Origin of the sequence: Paenibacillus pasadenensis (assembly GCF_023715725.1) — a bacterium.
GTDB classification, from domain to species: Bacteria; Bacillota; Bacilli; order Paenibacillales; family Paenibacillaceae; genus Paenibacillus_O; species Paenibacillus_O pasadenensis_A.
The window spans coordinates 718,268-734,342 of the sequence record NZ_JAMBOT010000002.1; the positions used below are offsets into that span (position 1 = coordinate 718,268).

25 protein-coding genes are annotated in these 16,075 nt (G+C 54.9%); all 25 read left to right on the forward strand.

The genetic code is table 11. The features are described 5' to 3' along the window. The first annotated feature begins 282 nt into the window (after positions 1-282). The gene (locus tag M3223_RS08685) at positions 283-561 is read left to right on the forward strand and encodes a VRR-NUC domain-containing protein (protein WP_251560869.1); all 279 of its coding nucleotides are present in this window, start codon (positions 283-285) and stop codon (positions 559-561) included. Further along, entirely contained in the window at positions 558-1,934 is a 1,377-nt protein-coding gene (locus tag M3223_RS08690; protein WP_251560870.1) for a DEAD/DEAH box helicase, read from the forward strand. Before M3223_RS08685 ends, M3223_RS08690 begins: the two co-directional genes overlap by 4 nt. Then, on the forward strand, positions 1,931-2,278 hold the full coding sequence (locus tag M3223_RS08695; RefSeq protein ID WP_251560871.1) for a DUF3310 domain-containing protein: 348 nt from the start codon (positions 1,931-1,933) through the stop codon (positions 2,276-2,278). Before M3223_RS08690 ends, M3223_RS08695 begins: the two co-directional genes overlap by 4 nt. Continuing rightward, entirely contained in the window at positions 2,275-2,877 is a 603-nt protein-coding gene (locus tag M3223_RS08700) for an ECF-type sigma factor (protein WP_251560872.1), read from the forward strand. The genes M3223_RS08695 and M3223_RS08700 overlap by 4 nt, the downstream gene beginning before the upstream one ends. A gap of 190 nt (positions 2,878-3,067) precedes the next feature. After that, positions 3,068-3,274 (forward strand): Acb2/Tad1 domain-containing protein, encoded by a 207-nt coding sequence (locus M3223_RS08705; protein WP_251560873.1) that lies wholly within the window; start codon positions 3,068-3,070, stop codon positions 3,272-3,274. A gap of 44 nt (positions 3,275-3,318) precedes the next feature. Further along, entirely contained in the window at positions 3,319-3,630 is a 312-nt protein-coding gene (locus tag M3223_RS08710; protein ID WP_251560874.1) for a hypothetical protein, read from the forward strand. 41 nt (positions 3,631-3,671) lie between these two features. Further along, entirely contained in the window at positions 3,672-4,352 is a 681-nt protein-coding gene (gene terS / locus M3223_RS08715; protein WP_251560875.1) for a phage terminase small subunit, read from the forward strand. Continuing rightward, complete coding sequence (locus M3223_RS08720; RefSeq protein WP_251560876.1) at positions 4,345-5,595, forward strand: PBSX family phage terminase large subunit; 1,251 nt, start codon at positions 4,345-4,347, stop codon at positions 5,593-5,595. Before terS ends, M3223_RS08720 begins: the two co-directional genes overlap by 8 nt. Positions 5,596-5,614: 19 nt before the next feature. Beyond that, positions 5,615-7,066, forward strand: a complete 1,452-nt coding sequence (locus tag M3223_RS08725) for a phage portal protein (RefSeq protein ID WP_251560877.1) — start codon at positions 5,615-5,617, stop codon at positions 7,064-7,066. Then, positions 7,056-7,250 carry a hypothetical protein gene (locus M3223_RS08730; RefSeq protein WP_251560878.1) on the forward strand — a complete coding sequence of 65 codons (195 nt, stop codon included), beginning with the start codon at positions 7,056-7,058 and terminating at the stop codon, positions 7,248-7,250. The genes M3223_RS08725 and M3223_RS08730 overlap by 11 nt, the downstream gene beginning before the upstream one ends. Further along, entirely contained in the window at positions 7,247-8,881 is a 1,635-nt protein-coding gene (locus M3223_RS08735) for an ADP-ribosyltransferase (protein ID WP_251560879.1), read from the forward strand. The genes M3223_RS08730 and M3223_RS08735 overlap by 4 nt, the downstream gene beginning before the upstream one ends. Next, the gene (locus M3223_RS24240; protein ID WP_285891175.1) at positions 8,865-8,987 is read left to right on the forward strand and encodes a hypothetical protein; all 123 of its coding nucleotides are present in this window, start codon (positions 8,865-8,867) and stop codon (positions 8,985-8,987) included. Before M3223_RS08735 ends, M3223_RS24240 begins: the two co-directional genes overlap by 17 nt. 127 nt (positions 8,988-9,114) lie before the next feature. Continuing rightward, complete coding sequence (locus M3223_RS08740) at positions 9,115-9,729, forward strand: phage scaffolding protein (protein ID WP_251560880.1); 615 nt, start codon at positions 9,115-9,117, stop codon at positions 9,727-9,729. A gap of 18 nt (positions 9,730-9,747) precedes the next feature. Beyond that, positions 9,748-10,068, forward strand: a complete 321-nt coding sequence (locus tag M3223_RS08745; protein WP_251560881.1) for a hypothetical protein — start codon at positions 9,748-9,750, stop codon at positions 10,066-10,068. A gap of 25 nt (positions 10,069-10,093) precedes the next feature. Next, on the forward strand, positions 10,094-11,113 hold the full coding sequence (locus M3223_RS08750; RefSeq protein WP_251560882.1) for a major capsid protein: 1,020 nt from the start codon (positions 10,094-10,096) through the stop codon (positions 11,111-11,113). Positions 11,114-11,128: 15 nt separating this feature from the next. Beyond that, positions 11,129-11,299: a hypothetical protein gene (locus M3223_RS08755; protein ID WP_251560883.1), complete on the forward strand. Its 171-nt coding sequence runs from the start codon at positions 11,129-11,131 to the stop codon at positions 11,297-11,299. Next, the gene (locus M3223_RS08760; protein ID WP_251560884.1) at positions 11,292-11,675 is read left to right on the forward strand and encodes a phage head-tail connector protein; all 384 of its coding nucleotides are present in this window, start codon (positions 11,292-11,294) and stop codon (positions 11,673-11,675) included. The genes M3223_RS08755 and M3223_RS08760 overlap by 8 nt, the downstream gene beginning before the upstream one ends. Positions 11,676-11,677: 2 nt before the next feature. Then, the gene (locus M3223_RS08765; protein WP_251560885.1) at positions 11,678-12,046 is read left to right on the forward strand and encodes an ABC transporter ATP-binding protein; all 369 of its coding nucleotides are present in this window, start codon (positions 11,678-11,680) and stop codon (positions 12,044-12,046) included. Further along, a complete protein-coding gene (locus M3223_RS08770; protein WP_251560886.1) occupies positions 12,043-12,459 on the forward strand; it encodes an HK97 gp10 family phage protein in 417 nt (138 codons plus the stop codon). The genes M3223_RS08765 and M3223_RS08770 overlap by 4 nt, the downstream gene beginning before the upstream one ends. Positions 12,460-12,462: 3 nt before the next feature. Then, the gene (locus M3223_RS08775; RefSeq protein ID WP_251560887.1) at positions 12,463-12,885 is read left to right on the forward strand and encodes a phage tail terminator family protein; all 423 of its coding nucleotides are present in this window, start codon (positions 12,463-12,465) and stop codon (positions 12,883-12,885) included. Further along, positions 12,872-13,063 carry a hypothetical protein gene (locus tag M3223_RS08780; protein ID WP_251560888.1) on the forward strand — a complete coding sequence of 64 codons (192 nt, stop codon included), beginning with the start codon at positions 12,872-12,874 and terminating at the stop codon, positions 13,061-13,063. Before M3223_RS08775 ends, M3223_RS08780 begins: the two co-directional genes overlap by 14 nt. Beyond that, positions 13,063-14,379: a phage tail sheath family protein gene (locus M3223_RS08785; RefSeq protein ID WP_251560889.1), complete on the forward strand. Its 1,317-nt coding sequence runs from the start codon at positions 13,063-13,065 to the stop codon at positions 14,377-14,379. Before M3223_RS08780 ends, M3223_RS08785 begins: the two co-directional genes overlap by 1 nt. A 1-nt stretch (position 14,380) precedes the next feature. Next, positions 14,381-14,845 (forward strand): phage tail tube protein, encoded by a 465-nt coding sequence (locus tag M3223_RS08790; protein ID WP_251560890.1) that lies wholly within the window; start codon positions 14,381-14,383, stop codon positions 14,843-14,845. Between the two features lie 13 nt (positions 14,846-14,858). After that, entirely contained in the window at positions 14,859-15,290 is a 432-nt protein-coding gene (locus tag M3223_RS08795) for a phage tail assembly chaperone (protein ID WP_251560891.1), read from the forward strand. Positions 15,291-15,526: 236 nt separating this feature from the next. Then, a complete protein-coding gene (locus M3223_RS08800) occupies positions 15,527-16,054 on the forward strand; it encodes a hypothetical protein (protein WP_251560892.1) in 528 nt (175 codons plus the stop codon). The last annotated feature ends 21 nt before the right edge of the window (positions 16,055-16,075 follow it).

Genomic DNA, 16,075 nt, shown 5'->3' on the forward strand with positions numbered 1-16,075 from the left:
TAAAAAGGTAAGGGATTTTCACGTGAGGCGTGCACGCGTAACACACCGACCGGAGGGCTGTCAAGTGAGAATTGAAAATTACGAAGCCAGAATTGCGACGGCTAAGAAGCTTCTCCTGGATTATCTGAAACACCCCCGATCTGTTCAGGCGGCCTATGCTTATTGCATGTCAAAATGTCCTGAGCTGTCAAAACGGGAAATCAGAGAGACCCGATTGGAGATGGGTGTTGAATCTAAGCCTAGATTCGGAATCCAATACTGGAGTCTACCGGAGGAAAATCAATGAGAGAGAGCGCAATCGAGCAATATTTACGCGACAAGGTGAAAGCTGCGGGCGGTACAGCCTACAAATGGACGAGCCCGGGGAACTCCGGCGTACCGGACCGCATCGTGATCATGCCTGGCGGCCGGATCCGGTTCGTCGAGTTGAAAGCACCCGGAGGCAAACCGACCAAGCTGCAGCTGGCGCAACACCGCCGCCTGTCAGCGTTGGGCTGTGATGTTCTGATCATCGACAGCAGGGAGAAGGTCAACGACTTCATCGCCGAGGTGAGCCTGTGAGCTCCACACCGAAAGCCTATGTACCGCATGATTACCAGAGGTTCTGCATCGATCGGCTGCTGACGGCAGATGCCACAGGCTTGTTTCTCGACATGGGGCTTGGCAAGACGGTCATAACACTAACGGCGATTCACGACTTAAAATATAACCGTTTTGCTGTCCGCCGCACCCTAGTCATTGCCCCGAAGAAGGTTGCGGAAGCAACCTGGACGAACGAGGCGAGCAAATGGCAGCACCTGCAGCACTTGCGAATCATTCCGGTGCTGGGCAGCGCAGCAAAGCGGATCCGGGCGCTGAACACGCCGGGCGACATATGGGTGATCAACCGGGACAACGTCGCTTGGCTGGTGGAGCATTACCGCAATGCCTGGCCGTTCGATATGGTTGTACTGGACGAATTGAGCAGCTTCAAAAACCATCAAGCGAAGCGGTTTAAGTGCCTGACGTGGATTCGGCCACATATAAAGCGCATTGTTGGGCTGACCGGCACGCCTGCGCCGAACGGACTGCTGGACCTGTGGGCGCAGGTGTTCCTGCTTGACCAGGGCGAGCGGCTGGAGAAGTTCGTCACGCACTACCGGGAGAAGTATTTTGAACGCAATTACAACGGCTTCGGCTACACGGCCAAGCCCGGAGCCGACGAGGTCATTCACCGGAATATAGCTGATTTGTGTATCAGCATGAAAGCGGAGGATTACCTGCAGCTGCCGGACGTCACAACGAACGTCATCCCCGTTGTGCTGGATGATAAGGCGGCGGCGCAGTACAAGCGCATGGAAAAGGATCTTCTGTTGCAGATCGAGGACACGGAGATTACCGCCGCTTCCGCAGCTGTACTAACGGGCAAGCTGTTGCAGCTGTGCAACGGAGCGCTTTACGATGATGCCCGCAACGTGCATGAGATCCACGACAGCAAGCTAGAGGCATTTTTGGAGCTGATTGAGCAGTTAGCAGGCAAGCCCGCTTTGGTATTTTACAGCTACCAGCACGACCTGAGCCGGGTCAAGGCGGCGCTGTCCAAATCCGGGCTCCGCGTCCGTGAGCTTAAAACGCCGCAGGACCAGCTGGACTGGAATGCCGGACAGATTGATATACTGCTGGCGCATCCGGCCAGCGCCGCGTATGGCCTTAATCTGCAGGACGGTGGTAATCACGTCATATGGTTCGGCCTGACATGGAGCCTGGAACTGTATCAGCAGGCAAACGGCCGGCTGCACCGCCAAGGCCAAAAGCAAAAAGTTGTGCTGCACCACTTGGTTGTGCAGAGCGGAGCCGACGAGGATGTCATGTCTGCGTTGGATGACAAGGCGACCACCCAGGATCGACTGTTGTCGGCGCTTAAAGCCAGAATCGAAAGGGCGAAGAAACCATGAGCGAAACTGTGAAGCAACCGGACCATTACACGGTTGGAGGCATTGAAACGATAGATTTCATCCGGGCGAAGCTTACGCCAGCTGAGTTTCTTGGTTATTGCAAGGGTAACGTGCTGAAATATGTGAGCCGCGCACCTTACAAGAACGGAAACGAAGATTACGCGAAAGCGGACACCTATACCGGGTGGATGCAGGAGGCTGCGATGCAAGTTGGAGACGTTCGGCCAGATGAAATACAGGCACTTCGGAAGAAAGTTCAAACCCAAGAGCAGCATATCGACTTTTACCGGGGGATCAATGCCCGCTTGGTAGAGCGAATTAAGTATCTGGAGGACTTGCGATGACCGAACAACAGGCGATTGAACTGCTGAGCTCCTACCGGGCGAAGCAAGCCCGCATCAAAACACTGGATGCCCACAGTGTCGGCGGAGGCATTACAATCAGCCGGCTTTGTGAGGACGATCAGCTGCAGCAGCTGCACCAACGCCTGCGCGGGCTGCCAAGCTATATGTACCTGTCTCGGCAGGAGCTGCAACTTGAGGCGACAGCACACGCCTACTTGGATCGATATCCGGCAGGCACACGGGCACAGCTTGCCGCCGTGCCGTCCGCCGGAGCAGACACAGAGGACACGGCTCAGCTGCAGGAGCTGCGAGGCAAGATAAAACGGGTGATCGAGGCGCGAGGAGTGGGGACACATGACTTGGACACGCTGCTGGAGAGACTGGCAGAGGCTCAGGACTTGCAAACGGAATTGCGCCAGATAGACGCAGCCCTCGAAGCTCTCGCGTCGTACAAGCCCGAATATGCGCGTCTGCTGCGGTTGCGGTATGTGGAGGATTCCAGCATCGAGAGAGTGGCAGAGAAGCTGCAGGTTTCCCGGAGGACGTATGAGCGACTTCGCCCTAGAGCAATAGCCGAATTTGTGAGACTGTCCGGTTAATGGCGGAAAGTTGGCGGGAGATTGGCGGAATAGTGGCGGCAAAAGCCCTGTCAACCCGTGCTAAAATGATATTGTGCCATATATGTAATAGACCGGGGTGATGCCTATTAATTTAGCAACCCCATGTGTAGAGGCAAGCCGTCCACCCCATATGGACGGCTATTTTTATGTCAACGGAGGGAGTATTTCGATGGAGCAGCAGATTGAAAACAATTTCCGCTATCATTCACCCAAGGAAGGTCAGCCGGCCAAGTACGAGTCGTTGCGGAATAAGGCGAAAGAGCTTGCGGAACTGATTGATGAGCTTTGTCCGAACAGCCGGGAAAAGAGCACGGCTATGACCAATTTGGAACAATCGGTCATGTGGGCTAATGCCGCTATAGCACGTAACGAGTAGCGCCTCCGGGCGCTTTTGCTTTTTATTGCGAGGAGGAAGGGGAAATGAGACTAGGTGACAGCTTGAAGCTGTATGTGAGCAATCACGCCCATGAGCAATATCAGCATCGCGTCGGCGAACGTTTAAGCCGGCTGCAGCTTGTGCGAGTTGTTCGTCGTAATCAGCGAGACGGCTTGATCGGCTACCAGAACGGAAATCACATCCAAATTAATCAGGTGTGGTGGGCGTATGACCGTAAACCGCAGGGGTTGCTTCTCGTCACTTGCTTTGGCAAAACGACGATGCACTTGCCTGCAGCGCTTAAGTGGGCTATAAGGCACAAGGATCGTATTGACCTTTGCAACATGGCGTACTAGGCAAAACAAACTCAAATCGCGGAGGTGGCGGTGAGTGTAACATGATACACAAGAAAGCGGAGGCCGATTATAAGCGCGGCATGAAATATAAAGAGATTGCCGAGAAGTACAGTGTTTCCCTGAATACAGTCAAGAGCTGGAAGCAGCGTCACGGCTGGGAACGCCAAAAGGGTGCACACAAAGAAGATAGGGTGCACACAAGCAAAGGAGCTCCGCCCGGCAACAAAAACGCCGTCGGTAATCGAGGCGGGGCAGCGCCAGCTCGAAACCGAAACGCAGTCTCGCATGGCTTCTTTCAAAAGTTCCTTCCCCCCGAATCGCTGGAAATCATGGAGGAGCTGCAAACCAGGGCGCCGATTGACATCCTTTGGGAAAACATCATGATCCAGTACACCGCCATCATTCGGGCGCAACGGATCATGTACGTTAAGGATCAGAAAGACAAGACAATTGAGCGCGTGGAAGAAAGAAGCGGCATGACTGACGGGGAGAAGTGGGAAGTGCAGCACGCCTGGGATAAGCAGGCGACATTCCTCCAGGCTCAGAGCCGGGCTATGGCTACTCTCCAAGGGTTAATTCGACAGTACGAGGAAATGTGCCGCGCGGGTTGGGCCGACGAGGAACAGCAGCTGCGCCTGGATAAGCTCAAGGGCGAAGTTGCCGCCATGAATACGCAGGCTCAGCAGGAGCAAGTCATGCTGGTGGATGATGTCCATGAGTAAACGACGGATCAGCCTGCAGGCTACCATCGGCAAGGGCTACGCGGAGTTCTGGCGCTTCCGGGGCCGGTACCGCGTCGTCAAGGGCGGTCGCGGATCCAAAAAGAGCGTCACAGCGGCACTGTCGATTATTCACGGCATGATGAAAATGCCGCTTGCCAATACGCTTGTTGTCCGCAAGACGTTTAACACGCATAAGGACAGCACCTGGGCGCAGCTCAAATGGGCGGCGAACCGGTTAGGCGTTGCGAAGCTATGGCAATTCAAGAAAAGCCCGCTGGAGGCCATCTACAAGCCCACTGGGCAAAAAATCCTGTTCCGGGGCCTGGACGATCCGATGTCGATTACATCGATAACGGTCGATACGGGCTATTTGTGCTGGGCATGGTTTGAAGAGGCGTACCAGATCCTCAACGAAGACGACTTTGACAAGGTGGACATGTCGATCCGCGGCGAGCTGCCGGAGGGTTATTACAAACAGTTGACAATCACGTTTAACCCGTGGAACGAGGCGCATTGGCTCAAAAAGCGCTTCTTCGATGTCCAGGGAAATCCGAACATCCTGGCGCTGACGACGAACTACCGGAACAACGAGTTCCTGGGCGACGATGATCGCGCGTTGTTCACGTGGATGAAGAAACACAAGCCCAAGCGGCACCGCGTCGAGGGCGATGGGGATTGGGGCATAGCGGAGGGCGCCGTCTATGAAAACTGGAGCGAAGAGGACTTTGACTGGCAAGCCATCGCCAAACAGGCTGGCTATAAGGCCATCTTCGGTTTGGACTTTGGTTACACGAACGATCCGTCGGGCTTTGTGGCTGCACTGATTAACGTCGACGCCAAGAAGCTGTATATCTTCGACGAGCATTACGAGCACGGCATGCGCAATGAGGATATCGCCGAGATGATCAAGCGCAAGGGCTACGCGAAAGAGCGCGTCGTCGCCGATTCTAGCGAACCAAAGTCCATCGACGAAATCCGCCGCAAAGGTGTCGACCGGATCCGCGCCGCCGAGAAAGGCCCGGACAGCGTAAAGGTGGGTATTCAGTTTCTGCAAGGCTTCGAAATCATCGTTCACAAGTTTAACTGTCCGAATACGTCCATGGAGCTTTCCAGCTACGTGTGGGAACAGAACAAGGCAGGGAAGTTCTTGAACCAGCCAATCGACGACTTCAATCACATCTTGGACGCGCTGCGGTATGCAGCGGAGCAGATCCGCCGCGGCGGGAACGCATCTTTCGCATAAGTGAGGTGAGACAATGGACATGCAGACGATTACGGAGATTATCGAGTCAGCCGCACCGATGACGCTGCAGCAGATAATCGAGCAGGAGATTTCGGACTGGCGCCGCTCCCCGCAGCGCAAGGACATGTTGGACGGTCAGCGGTACTACCGCATGAAACACGACATCTTGAGCCGAAATAGAACGGTGATCGGCGAGGGCGGCAGGCAAGTCGCTGCTGCAAATATGGCTGACAACAAGCTGGTTCATGGATACGTCCGCAAGCTGGTCGACCAAAAGGCTAACTACCTGCTAGGTAAGCAGCCATCGCTCCAGACGGACAATGAGGCTTACGCGGAGCATTTGAAGGACGTCATCGGCAAGGAGTTCTGGCGGATGCTGAAAAACCTGGGCAAAGACGCCGTGACCAACGGCAAAGCCTGGCTGCAGGTTTATTACGACGAAGCTGGCGAGCTGTCGTTTAAGCGGATTCCTGCACACGAAGTCATTCCGCTCTGGCGTGACGCCGCTCACACCGAGCTGGACGCGCTGATCCGCATGTACGAGGTGGACTATTACGAGGGCAGGACCAAGCACGTTGTCACAAAAGTGGAATATTGGGACTCGAAGGGCGTGCAGCATTTTACGATGGACGGCCCAGGGCACGCCGGGCTCGTGCCGGACACCGACGGACCGCGAGCACATTTCGCTGTTGTTGGTCGAGACGGAGCGGAAAGCGGGCTGAACTGGGAACGGCTGCCGTGGGTCTGCTGGAAATATAACGACGACGAGCTGCCGTTAATTGTTATGGTTCGCTCGCTGGTGGACGACTACGACCGCAAGCGATCCGATAACGCAAATGTAATCGAGGACACGCCAAATAGTATTTACGTGCTGGATAACCTTGACGGACAGGATCTCGGGGAGTTTAGGCGTAACCTGTCGACCTTCCGTGCAATCAAGTTGGCAGGATCCAAGGACTATCCTGCATCGGTTACAACGCTGGAGACAAACTTGGACAGCGAAGCTTTTGAAAAGCACATGGACTCGCTGCGCAAAGCTATTTACGAGTTTGGTAGAGGCGTAGACACGCAGTCGGATAAGCTCGGCAGCAGTCCGTCGGGTATTGCGCTGCGGTTCCTCTTCGGCGATCTGGATCTTGACGCAAATGACATGGAGAACGAGTTTCAGGCTGCATTCGAGCAGCTTCTGTGGTTTGTGGATCAGCACCTTGCCAATGTCACGGGAGCGGATTTCAGCGATGAGAGCGTCGACCTGATCTTTAACCGCGACATTCCGATTAACGAAACCGAGGCGGTAACCAATGCCAAAAACAGTGCCGGTGTAATCTCCCAGGAAACCATTATCGCTAACCATCCATGGACAACGGATGTTAAGGACGAGCTGCAACGTCTGGAAGATGAAGCAGGTACGGAGCTCGGGGCCGATCCATATACACAGCAGCCAGCCGGAGGTGATCCGAATGCTAAGTAAGCAAGCGGCACGCCGGGTTAATAAGTTGATTGTTTCCTTGTGCGGTCGAGTGGAATCGGATGCCGGCGTAATCACCGCTGAACAGGTGGAACCGATTGCCCGCCTTGTCGATGCACTCGGCCCGCAGGGAAGCACAACGGATGCGATTGGATTCACGGCACCGGTGGGGGATGAAGACGAATGAAGCCGGCTAGCTATTGGGAGCAGCGAACGGCGGAGGTTTCCGAAGCGGCGTTTAAACAGGTTGATGCTTTCGAAAACGTCATGCTGCGGGAGTATACGCAAGCGCTGGACCGCATCAAGGAGCGGATGGCAGCCTTTTACGGACGCTACGCTACCAACGATGGAATCAGCCTGACGGATGCCCGCAAACAGCTGACAGGCAAAGAGCTGACCGCGCATCGGATGACCCTTGAGGAGTTTACGGCCAAGGCAAAAGCCAACACGGACGGCAAATGGACACAGGAACTTAACCGCGCCTCGTTCAAAGCCCGCGTTTCCCGCTTGGAGGCGCTGGAGCTGCAAGTGCGGCAAGAAGTCGAAGTACTGGCTGCGAGCCGTCAGCGCGGCACGGGCAAGCTGCTCGGCGACATTTACGAGGATACGTATTACAAAACCGGATACGAGCTGCAGCGCGGGCTTGGCATCGGGACCAGCTTCGCTCGCATCAACAAGCCAGGGCTGGACAAGGTGCTCGGCACGGAGTTTGCAGGGAGCAACTGGAGCAAGCGCATTTGGGGCGATCGGGATAAGCTGGTGCAGGAGCTTCGCACTAAAATGTCGCAGGCGTTCATTCGTGGCGAGCCGCTGGAGCGCCTGGCATCCGAAGTTTCCAAGCGGATGGAAGTGTCTCTTTCCAATGCGCGCCGCTTGGTACAGACGGAGAGCGCCTTTTTCACAGGACAAGCTGCCATGGACGGATACAAGGCGACGCGGGGCGTGGTCAAGGCTTACAAGATCGTAGCGACTCTCGACCGCCGGACTAGCGACATCTGCCAGGACATGGACGGCCAGGTATTCAAGCTGGAGGAAATGCGCGTCGGAGAAACGTATCCGCCTTTCCACTCCCATTGCCGCACGGCAACGGTTGCGGAGTTTGATAACGCCGGCATTGTGGATCTGGGCAAACGGCTCGCACGGGATGATGACGGCAGCGTGTATAAGGTACCGAGCACGATGAAGTATCCCGAATGGAAGCAGAAATACCTTGTCGACGAGGAACCTGAGCCGGCAGCTCCCGTACAAAAGGATAAACGTGGTACAATGAAGGTGAGGCAGTTTACCACCGCATCTGATGTTGCCGCGTGGAATGACGAAGTTGCACCGGCATGGATTGGTGAGCTCACCTCTGCGGAGGAGGGCGCGGTTAAATTATATTCGGGAAGCTCCTACTCCGAAATCAACCGCCACCTGCGGCAAGCGGCGACCAATGAACATTGGGACCGCATCATTGAAAGCATTAGTACGGGGCTGCAGAAGTTTCCACTTCGGGAAGCGATCGAGGTGTACCGCGGCTTGAGCCAGAACGTTTTCGGAACTTCGGATCCAGACGAGCTTGTCGGCATGAGAGTCCGTGATATGGCGTTCATGAGCACGTCGCTTTTGCCAAGCAGTGCTTTTGGTGGACAGGTGAAGCTGGTACTTCGGCTGCCGCCGGGTACAATTGGCGCACCGATTCAATCACTAAGCGACTTTCCAAATGAGTTTGAGTTCCTGCTTGATAAAGGGACCGAATATGAAATCATTGAAGCACTGTCCGAAAATGGCAAGCTAACTTTAATTGTGGAGGTAATTCCAGATGAAGGACAAACCTGAAAAAGAGGAAGCACGGATTCGCCCCGAACGTGAAGATCGATTTATCGGCACCGGCGAAGGGTTGATCATTACCAAGCCGCCAAAGAAAAAAGAACCGAAACCTTGAAGCACTCCCGCTTAAAACGCGAGGGTGCTTTTTGTTTGCCGTCTTTTTGGTATTGCAGACGTTAAAGAACAAGACATCACCGGGCGCGACCGGGTAAACAAGCGAAGATGAAACGGAGGAACCGAACATGAATAAAGAACAATTTATTGCACTGGGCCTTACCGATGATCTGGCGACTAAAGCCGCCGCCGCATCCGCTGACGAGCTGAAAAGCTTTGTTCCAAAGGCTCGCTTTGACGAAGTCAATGAAAGCAAGAAGCAAGCCGAGAAGGACCGGGATAAGATTTCAGGTCAGCTCGAAGACGTGAAGAAGTCCGCCGGCGACAACGAGGCGCTGAAACAGCAAATCGAGAAATTGCAGGGCGAGAACAAAACGGCCAAGGAGCAGTACGAGACGAAAGTCAAAGACATGCAAATGGAAACGGCAATCAAGCTCGCGCTGGCAGGCCAGGCCCATGACCTGGATATTGTAGCGGGACTGCTCGACAAAACGAAAATCCAGCTGGACGATGCGGGCACCGTCAAGGGCGGCCTGGACGATCAGCTGAAAGCCCTGCGCGAGAGCAAGGGCTTTTTGTTTTCGGAGGCCAAACCGGAGACGCCGAAGTTTAAAGGCGCAAAGCCGCCAGAAGGTGGAGATCCGAAAGGCGGAGGCGGAGAGCCAAGTGTCGGCGCAAGTTTTGCCAAAGCGGCAAATGAGAGCGGAAAAGCCCCCGCTGCCGCAAATAATCCTTGGGGCTAAGAAGGGAGAAGTGACAGCATGTATGTTCAAAAAACATCTGTAACGCAGCCGAATTTTCTGGCGAGCGCAAAATTTACGAGCTTCACCTATCAAGTTTCTGATGCTGGTGTTTTGGCAAATGCCCAGGGTCGCAAGATTGTCCCTGCTGGTACGGTCTACCCGGCCAACGACGCAACGGCAATCGGGCTGCTGCTCAATGACATCGACGTAACAACGGGACCGCAGCCGGGCGCTGTGCTTGTCGAGGCTTGGGTGCTTGAGGCTCGTCTGCCGGTAGCGCCTGCAGCTGCGGCTAAGACAGCTCTTGCAGGCAAGATCAAATTCAAAACGGGCGTTTAATCGACCAAAGGAGGAATAAGGAACTATGGCAACTGTTCTGGAACTGTTTAACCAAAAAGAAATCCTTAACTATCTGAAGAATCGCACGTACCCTGCGTTGCTGGGCGAGACACTGTTCCCAGAGGTCAAGCGCGCATCGCTTGAATTTGACATCATCAAAGGCGCGGGGCGCTCGCCGGTTATCGCATCGGTGCATGCGTTTGACACCGAGGCCGAGATCGGTAGCCGTGAGGCGTCCAAGATGGCGATGGAGCTTGCGCTAATCAAACGCAAGCTACGTCTGGGCGAGAAAGAAATTGTCGCCCTCGAATCCCCTCGTAATGCTGCAGAGGAGCAATACCTGATGAAACAGGTCTATGACGACATTGACAGCCTTGTCGCTTCCGTAAGGGCGCGCATCGAGCTAATGCGTATGGAAGTGTTGGCGAGTGGTAAGGTCACACTCGCAGAGAATAATCTGTCGGCTACCGTTGACTATGGCGTGCCGGCGAACCATAAAGAGGTATTGTCCGGTACGAGCCTCTGGAGCGATGCGGCCAGTGATCCTATCGGTGACTTGCTGGAGTGGGGCAACGCGCTTGATGCGATGCCAACGAGGGCTCTAACGTCCAACACGGTCTTGAGCCGACTCCTGACACATCCGAAGGTAGCTGCAGCCCTCTACGGCAACGGCACAACTCGCATGGCAAGTCGCGGAGAATTGAATACCTACCTGCAGCAGCTCGGTCTCCCGGCGATCGCGACTTATGATGCAAAATACCGTAAACAAGCAGCCAATGGGACGATCAGCTCCGCTCGGTACTTCCCGGAGAACAAAATTGTATTGTTCGGACCGGACACGCTTGGTGAAACGATTTACGGCCCAACCGCCGAAGAGGTACGCCTGACCCGTGATCCTTCGATTGATACGCAAATGGTCGGCAATGTGCTGGCGATGGTCTATGAGGAGGGCGCTGATCCAGTCAGCACATGGACGAAGGCTGTTGCAACCGCGCTGCCGTCGTTTCCCGAAGCGGATAACGTATTCCAGGCGCAAGTCATTTAAGGAGGCTGACGCTGCATGAAGGTACAAGTCAACGATATCAGCATCAAGCATAACGGTCGCCGGTATGCCGCCGGCGAGACGATTGAACTAACCGCTGCGGAGCATGAGGGTATCGCCTCTCTTGTCACCGTGCTTGAGGATGAAAAGGCTAAGTCCGGCAAAGCGGCAGATAAGAGCAATGCTTAATCCGGCAGAGATCCGCGAGCTGGCAAAAAAGCGGCTGGGACTCGTAGACAGCACGCATGACGGGCTAATCGACCTTTACGTCGCAGATGTGGAGCAGGGAATCAAGACGTTCTGCAACATTCCCGCGGTACCCTTGGAGCTTAGCTTCACCTGGGCCGCTATGGTGGCTGCTGCAGTGACAGCTGAGCAGTCTGCGCTCATTTATCCAAAGCCGGAAGCTCCAGAAGCCTACGAGACTACAATCGGGGATACGTCGGTTAAGCCGATCGCTCCGGTTGGCGTCCAGGCTCCGCCGCGACCAAGCGTGACGGTGGTCGACTCGGTGCTGTTTGATTACGAGGCGCAGCTTGTGCGTTTTCGTAGATTGAGGTGGTAGTCATGGATTATACAAAGCACCGCGAGGCAATCGAGCGGATGTATAACGATCTGGCGACGATTAGCCGGATGGTAACGACAACCAAGCCAAACGGAGCTAAACAGCAGGGGCTGGTCCAGATTTATGCGGATCAGCCCTGTTTTTTGTCCGCTGGAGCTGCCGCGGCGAACACACAGACGGATAACCAGAACGACATCCGCGCGAGCATGAAGCTTTTTATCGCCCCGGAGGTCGAGATCCGACAGGGCGATGAAATCGTAATTAGCCGTTTCGGTGCGCCTCATCGGATTTGGCGGTACAACGCCGGCGAACCGCTGCCGCCGTACCCAACGCACCAAGAGGTCGAGTTACTGCGCGAGGATTACGCATGAGCCGCCGCTTGAAGCCGATTGACTATTCCCAGCTTGACGCCGTCGTCGCCAATCTCGATGAGGTACTACGCCGCGGCGAGGTCGAGCAGCTTATGCAGGATTGCCTGCTAGAGATTGCCTACCGGATCGAGGCGCAGGCCAAGCTGCTGACGCCGGTCGACTCCGGGGAGCTGCGGCGCAACTGGCGCGTCGGAGAGATTACCCGTGCCGGTAATGAATATCAAATCGAGATCGTCAACAACACCGAGTATGCCAGCTTCATTGAGTTCGGGCACAGGCACGGCGTGGATCTGACGAAATGGCGGGACGGGAAGTTTATGCTGCGCACGGCGGTTGAGACGGTGGAGGGGCAACTGCAAGCGATCTTTGACCGACATGTCCGTGAGCTGCATCGCCGGATTTTTGGAGGCTGAGCCATGATAACCGTAAACGATGTAAAGGACGGCGTTGTGCGCGCGCTGGTGACGCGCTGGCCTGATTGGGCGGTATACGACGAGCCGATCCAGCAGGGGTTGAAGGAACCCTGCTTCCGCGTCCAAGTGCTGCCAATCACCCAAACGTCAGGCATCGGTCGGCGACGGATCCGCTCGCATAGTGTCGCTGTGGCTTACTTTGGCCTCTCAGACGAGGACCGGCACGCTGTCGGAGCGGAGTTGTTAGAAGTGCTGGAGCGCATCGACACGGGCAGCGGGTTGGCAACGGGATCCGGGATGCAATATCAAATTGTCGACGATGTGCTGCAGATGTCGGTGCAATACAGCATCCATCTGATGCGGGCTCGAGCCGAGCCGCAGCGCATGCAGAAATTGAAGGAGGAGATCAAGCTTGAAGAAAGCTGAAACGGAACATGTCCAGTCCGAAGCACAGGGCTACACAAAGGCACAGCTGCTGCAATCGCAGCGATTTGCGGCTGACCGAGACGTACTGACAGCGCTATTGGTCGATGACCAAGTTTACACGCTGATTGATGTCCAGCAACAACTGGATAAATTTTATCAACGGGAGGTGCAGGCATAATGGCAGGAGGCACATGGACAATGCAAAATAAAGTGCGGCCAGGCGTCTACATTAATATCGTTTCCGCTCCGGCAGCACTCGGCAGAACGGGCACTCGCGGTACAGCTGCGGTGGCGTTGACGCTGGGATGGGGCTCTCCGAAGTCGCTGCTTACCCTTGAAGCTGGCGAGGATCCTACGGCGAAGCTTGGCTATCCGCTGACGGCGCCGGAGCTGCTGCTGGTGCGGGAAGGACTCAAGCGGGCAAGCAAACTGCTCGTTTACCGGCTCAACGACGGGGTCAAGGCTTCCGCCACGCTCGGCGCGCTGACGGCGACGGCAAAGTATTCCGGGGTGCGCGGTAACGACATCAGCGTGGTTGTCGCGTCCAGCGTGGACGTGCCAGGCTCTTTCGAGGTCAGCACAAGGCTGGCAGGTGTTGAAGTCAACAAGCAAATCGTTGCCAGCATTGCTGCACTTGTTGCCAATGACTGGGTGGTCTGGAGCGGAACCGGAACGCTGACCGCATCGGCAGGCACGCCGCTGGCCGGGGGAACGAACGGCACAACAACCAATGCTGACCACACCAACTTCATGGCAGCGCTGGAGCTGGCCGACTTCAATACAGCGGCTTACCCGGGAACGGACGCAACGCTCAAAGGTGTGTATGCCGCATTCGCCCGTCGGCTCCGGGAGGACGAGGGGAAGAAGATCCAAGTCGTGCTGGAAAACTACCCGACGGCTAACCACGAGGGCGTGATCAGCGTCAAGAACGGCGTCGTGCTTGCCGATGGAACGGCGCTGACAGCTGCGCAAGCTACGGTGTGGGTGGCGGCGGCAACCGCTGCGGCGGAAGTCACGGAGTCGCTTACCTATGACGCCTATGACGATGCTGTGGATGTCAGCCCGCGCTACACCAATACGCAGATTATCGCCGCGCTGCAGGCAGGAGAGTTCGTATTTACGCCGGGGCCGGGCGTCGCTCGCATCGAGCAGGACATTAACACCTTGACGGGATTTACCCCGGAGAAGGGCCGTGCCTTTGCCAAGAATCGTGTTATCCGTGTACTGGACGGCTTTGCGAACGACATTAAGGCGACCTTTGACGCTTTCTATTTGGGAAAAGTCGGCAATAACGCTGACGGCCGATCGCTGCTCAAGGGCGAAATCATTGCCCAGGTGTCTGCGCAGCAAGGCGCTGGAGCAATCCAAAACTTTGACCCTCAGACTGATGTCACCGTTACAGCAGGCGCCGAATCGGATAGCGTTTATGTGGAGCTGAACGTTCAGCCGGTTGACTCTGTCGAGAAAATCTACATGAAAGTGACGGTGAACTAAAATGGGTTTTCTCAAATCGAACGACACGATTTCGGGCCAGGAAGGACGGGCATTCGCGACAATCAACGGCGTCGTTGAGGAAATGTTCTATGTCCGCACATTGGAAGCGACCGCTGAAAAGCAAAAGGCTGAGGTAAAAACGCTTGGACGTCGAGGTACTCAGCACAAGGCGACCGGATGGTCCGGCACCGGCTCCATGACAATTTATTACGTCACGTCCCGCTTCCGCCAGCTGATGTACGATTACATCAAAAACGGAAAAGACACCTATTTCAGTATCCAGGTTACGAATGAGGATCCGTCCTCGTCGATCGGCGCGCAGACCGTCATCTTGCGCGGCGTGAACCTGGACAGCGTCGTCATGGCATCCCTTGATACCGAAGCGGAAGCGCTGGATGAAGAAGTGTCCTTTACCTTCGACGATGTAGACATGACCGATCAATTCACAGCCCCGACGCTGGGCTAATAGGAGCGATATGATGAACAAGAACATGGCATTTTTCATGAAGGGCAGGGCAAAGCAGGAGTATATCGAAGAGGAGGTTGTCATTACAAAACGCTTCCTCGATGACAAAGGGGAGCCGATTCCGTTCGTACTCCGTAGCCTGCCGCCGAAGCGGATTGAGGAGATTCAGGAAGATTGCACGCGCCGCATCGTCAAGAAAGGGCGCGTGGTTGATGAGATTCTTGATTCTAAGCGAATGGCTGTGAAGATGGCGCTGGAGTCCACCGTCTTCCCGGACTTTAGATCAGCAGAGCTGCTGGAATCCTATGGAGTGGTGGATCCTGTGGAGGCGGCGCGAGCGGTGCTGTCTGTAGGCGGCGAATATACGGACTGGATCAATGCTGTTAACCGAGTGAACGGCTACGGCGATCAGGACGAGGACTTGGTCGAAGAAGCAAAAAACTAATCAAGTCCGGTGATCAGGATGCGGTCATGGCCCACTACGCCTTGCATAAGCTGCATATCTTACCGCAGGACTTATGGGCCATGGACGATCTCCATCGGGCGTATATTTACGGCAGCATTGAACAATGGGTTAAGGACAATCAGCCAAAGCCCTCTCAGAAAAAAGGGAAATAATGTCGAAAACTTGTTGCGCGATTGCGCCGGGTCATCGTATCCTGTTTCTGGGAGGGATACATAATGACGCGATTTTTAAAGTGGGCCTGGGTGCCCGTTATAATTCTATTAGTTGTAGCGGCTTGTTCAGTCAAGCCTGAAAAGGGAACGGAGCAACCGGCAGCGAGTGCTTTGCCGATTCCGACTACTTCACCGAGTCCATCATCGAGCCCAGAACCGGAAGAGGCTCCAGTGCTAGTGGATAGGGAAGGGCCAAGTATGGTGAAGTTTGTAAAGGCACTTGCAGGTGTGGAGGATTTATCCCTGGAGTATGAAGTCATAAGCGAAATTATGCTAAAAAGCTGGCCTAATGCGTTATACGCTGCAGACGGAGAATCAGTTAAAAAAGCTCCTCACACATATTTTAATGTGGTTGAGTTTAAAACGAATGAAGATGCAAAGAAAGTTTATGACGATTATATCAAAGTAGAAAAAGAAACTAGCCTTGGCGCAGCTACTTTCATAAACGGTCCCGTCGTACTTATGATGATTGACGAGGACGAAAAAGTGATTGAATCATTTTCTAAATTGTTTTTATCAATGACTCCGTGAGGGGTCATTTTTATTTTTCAG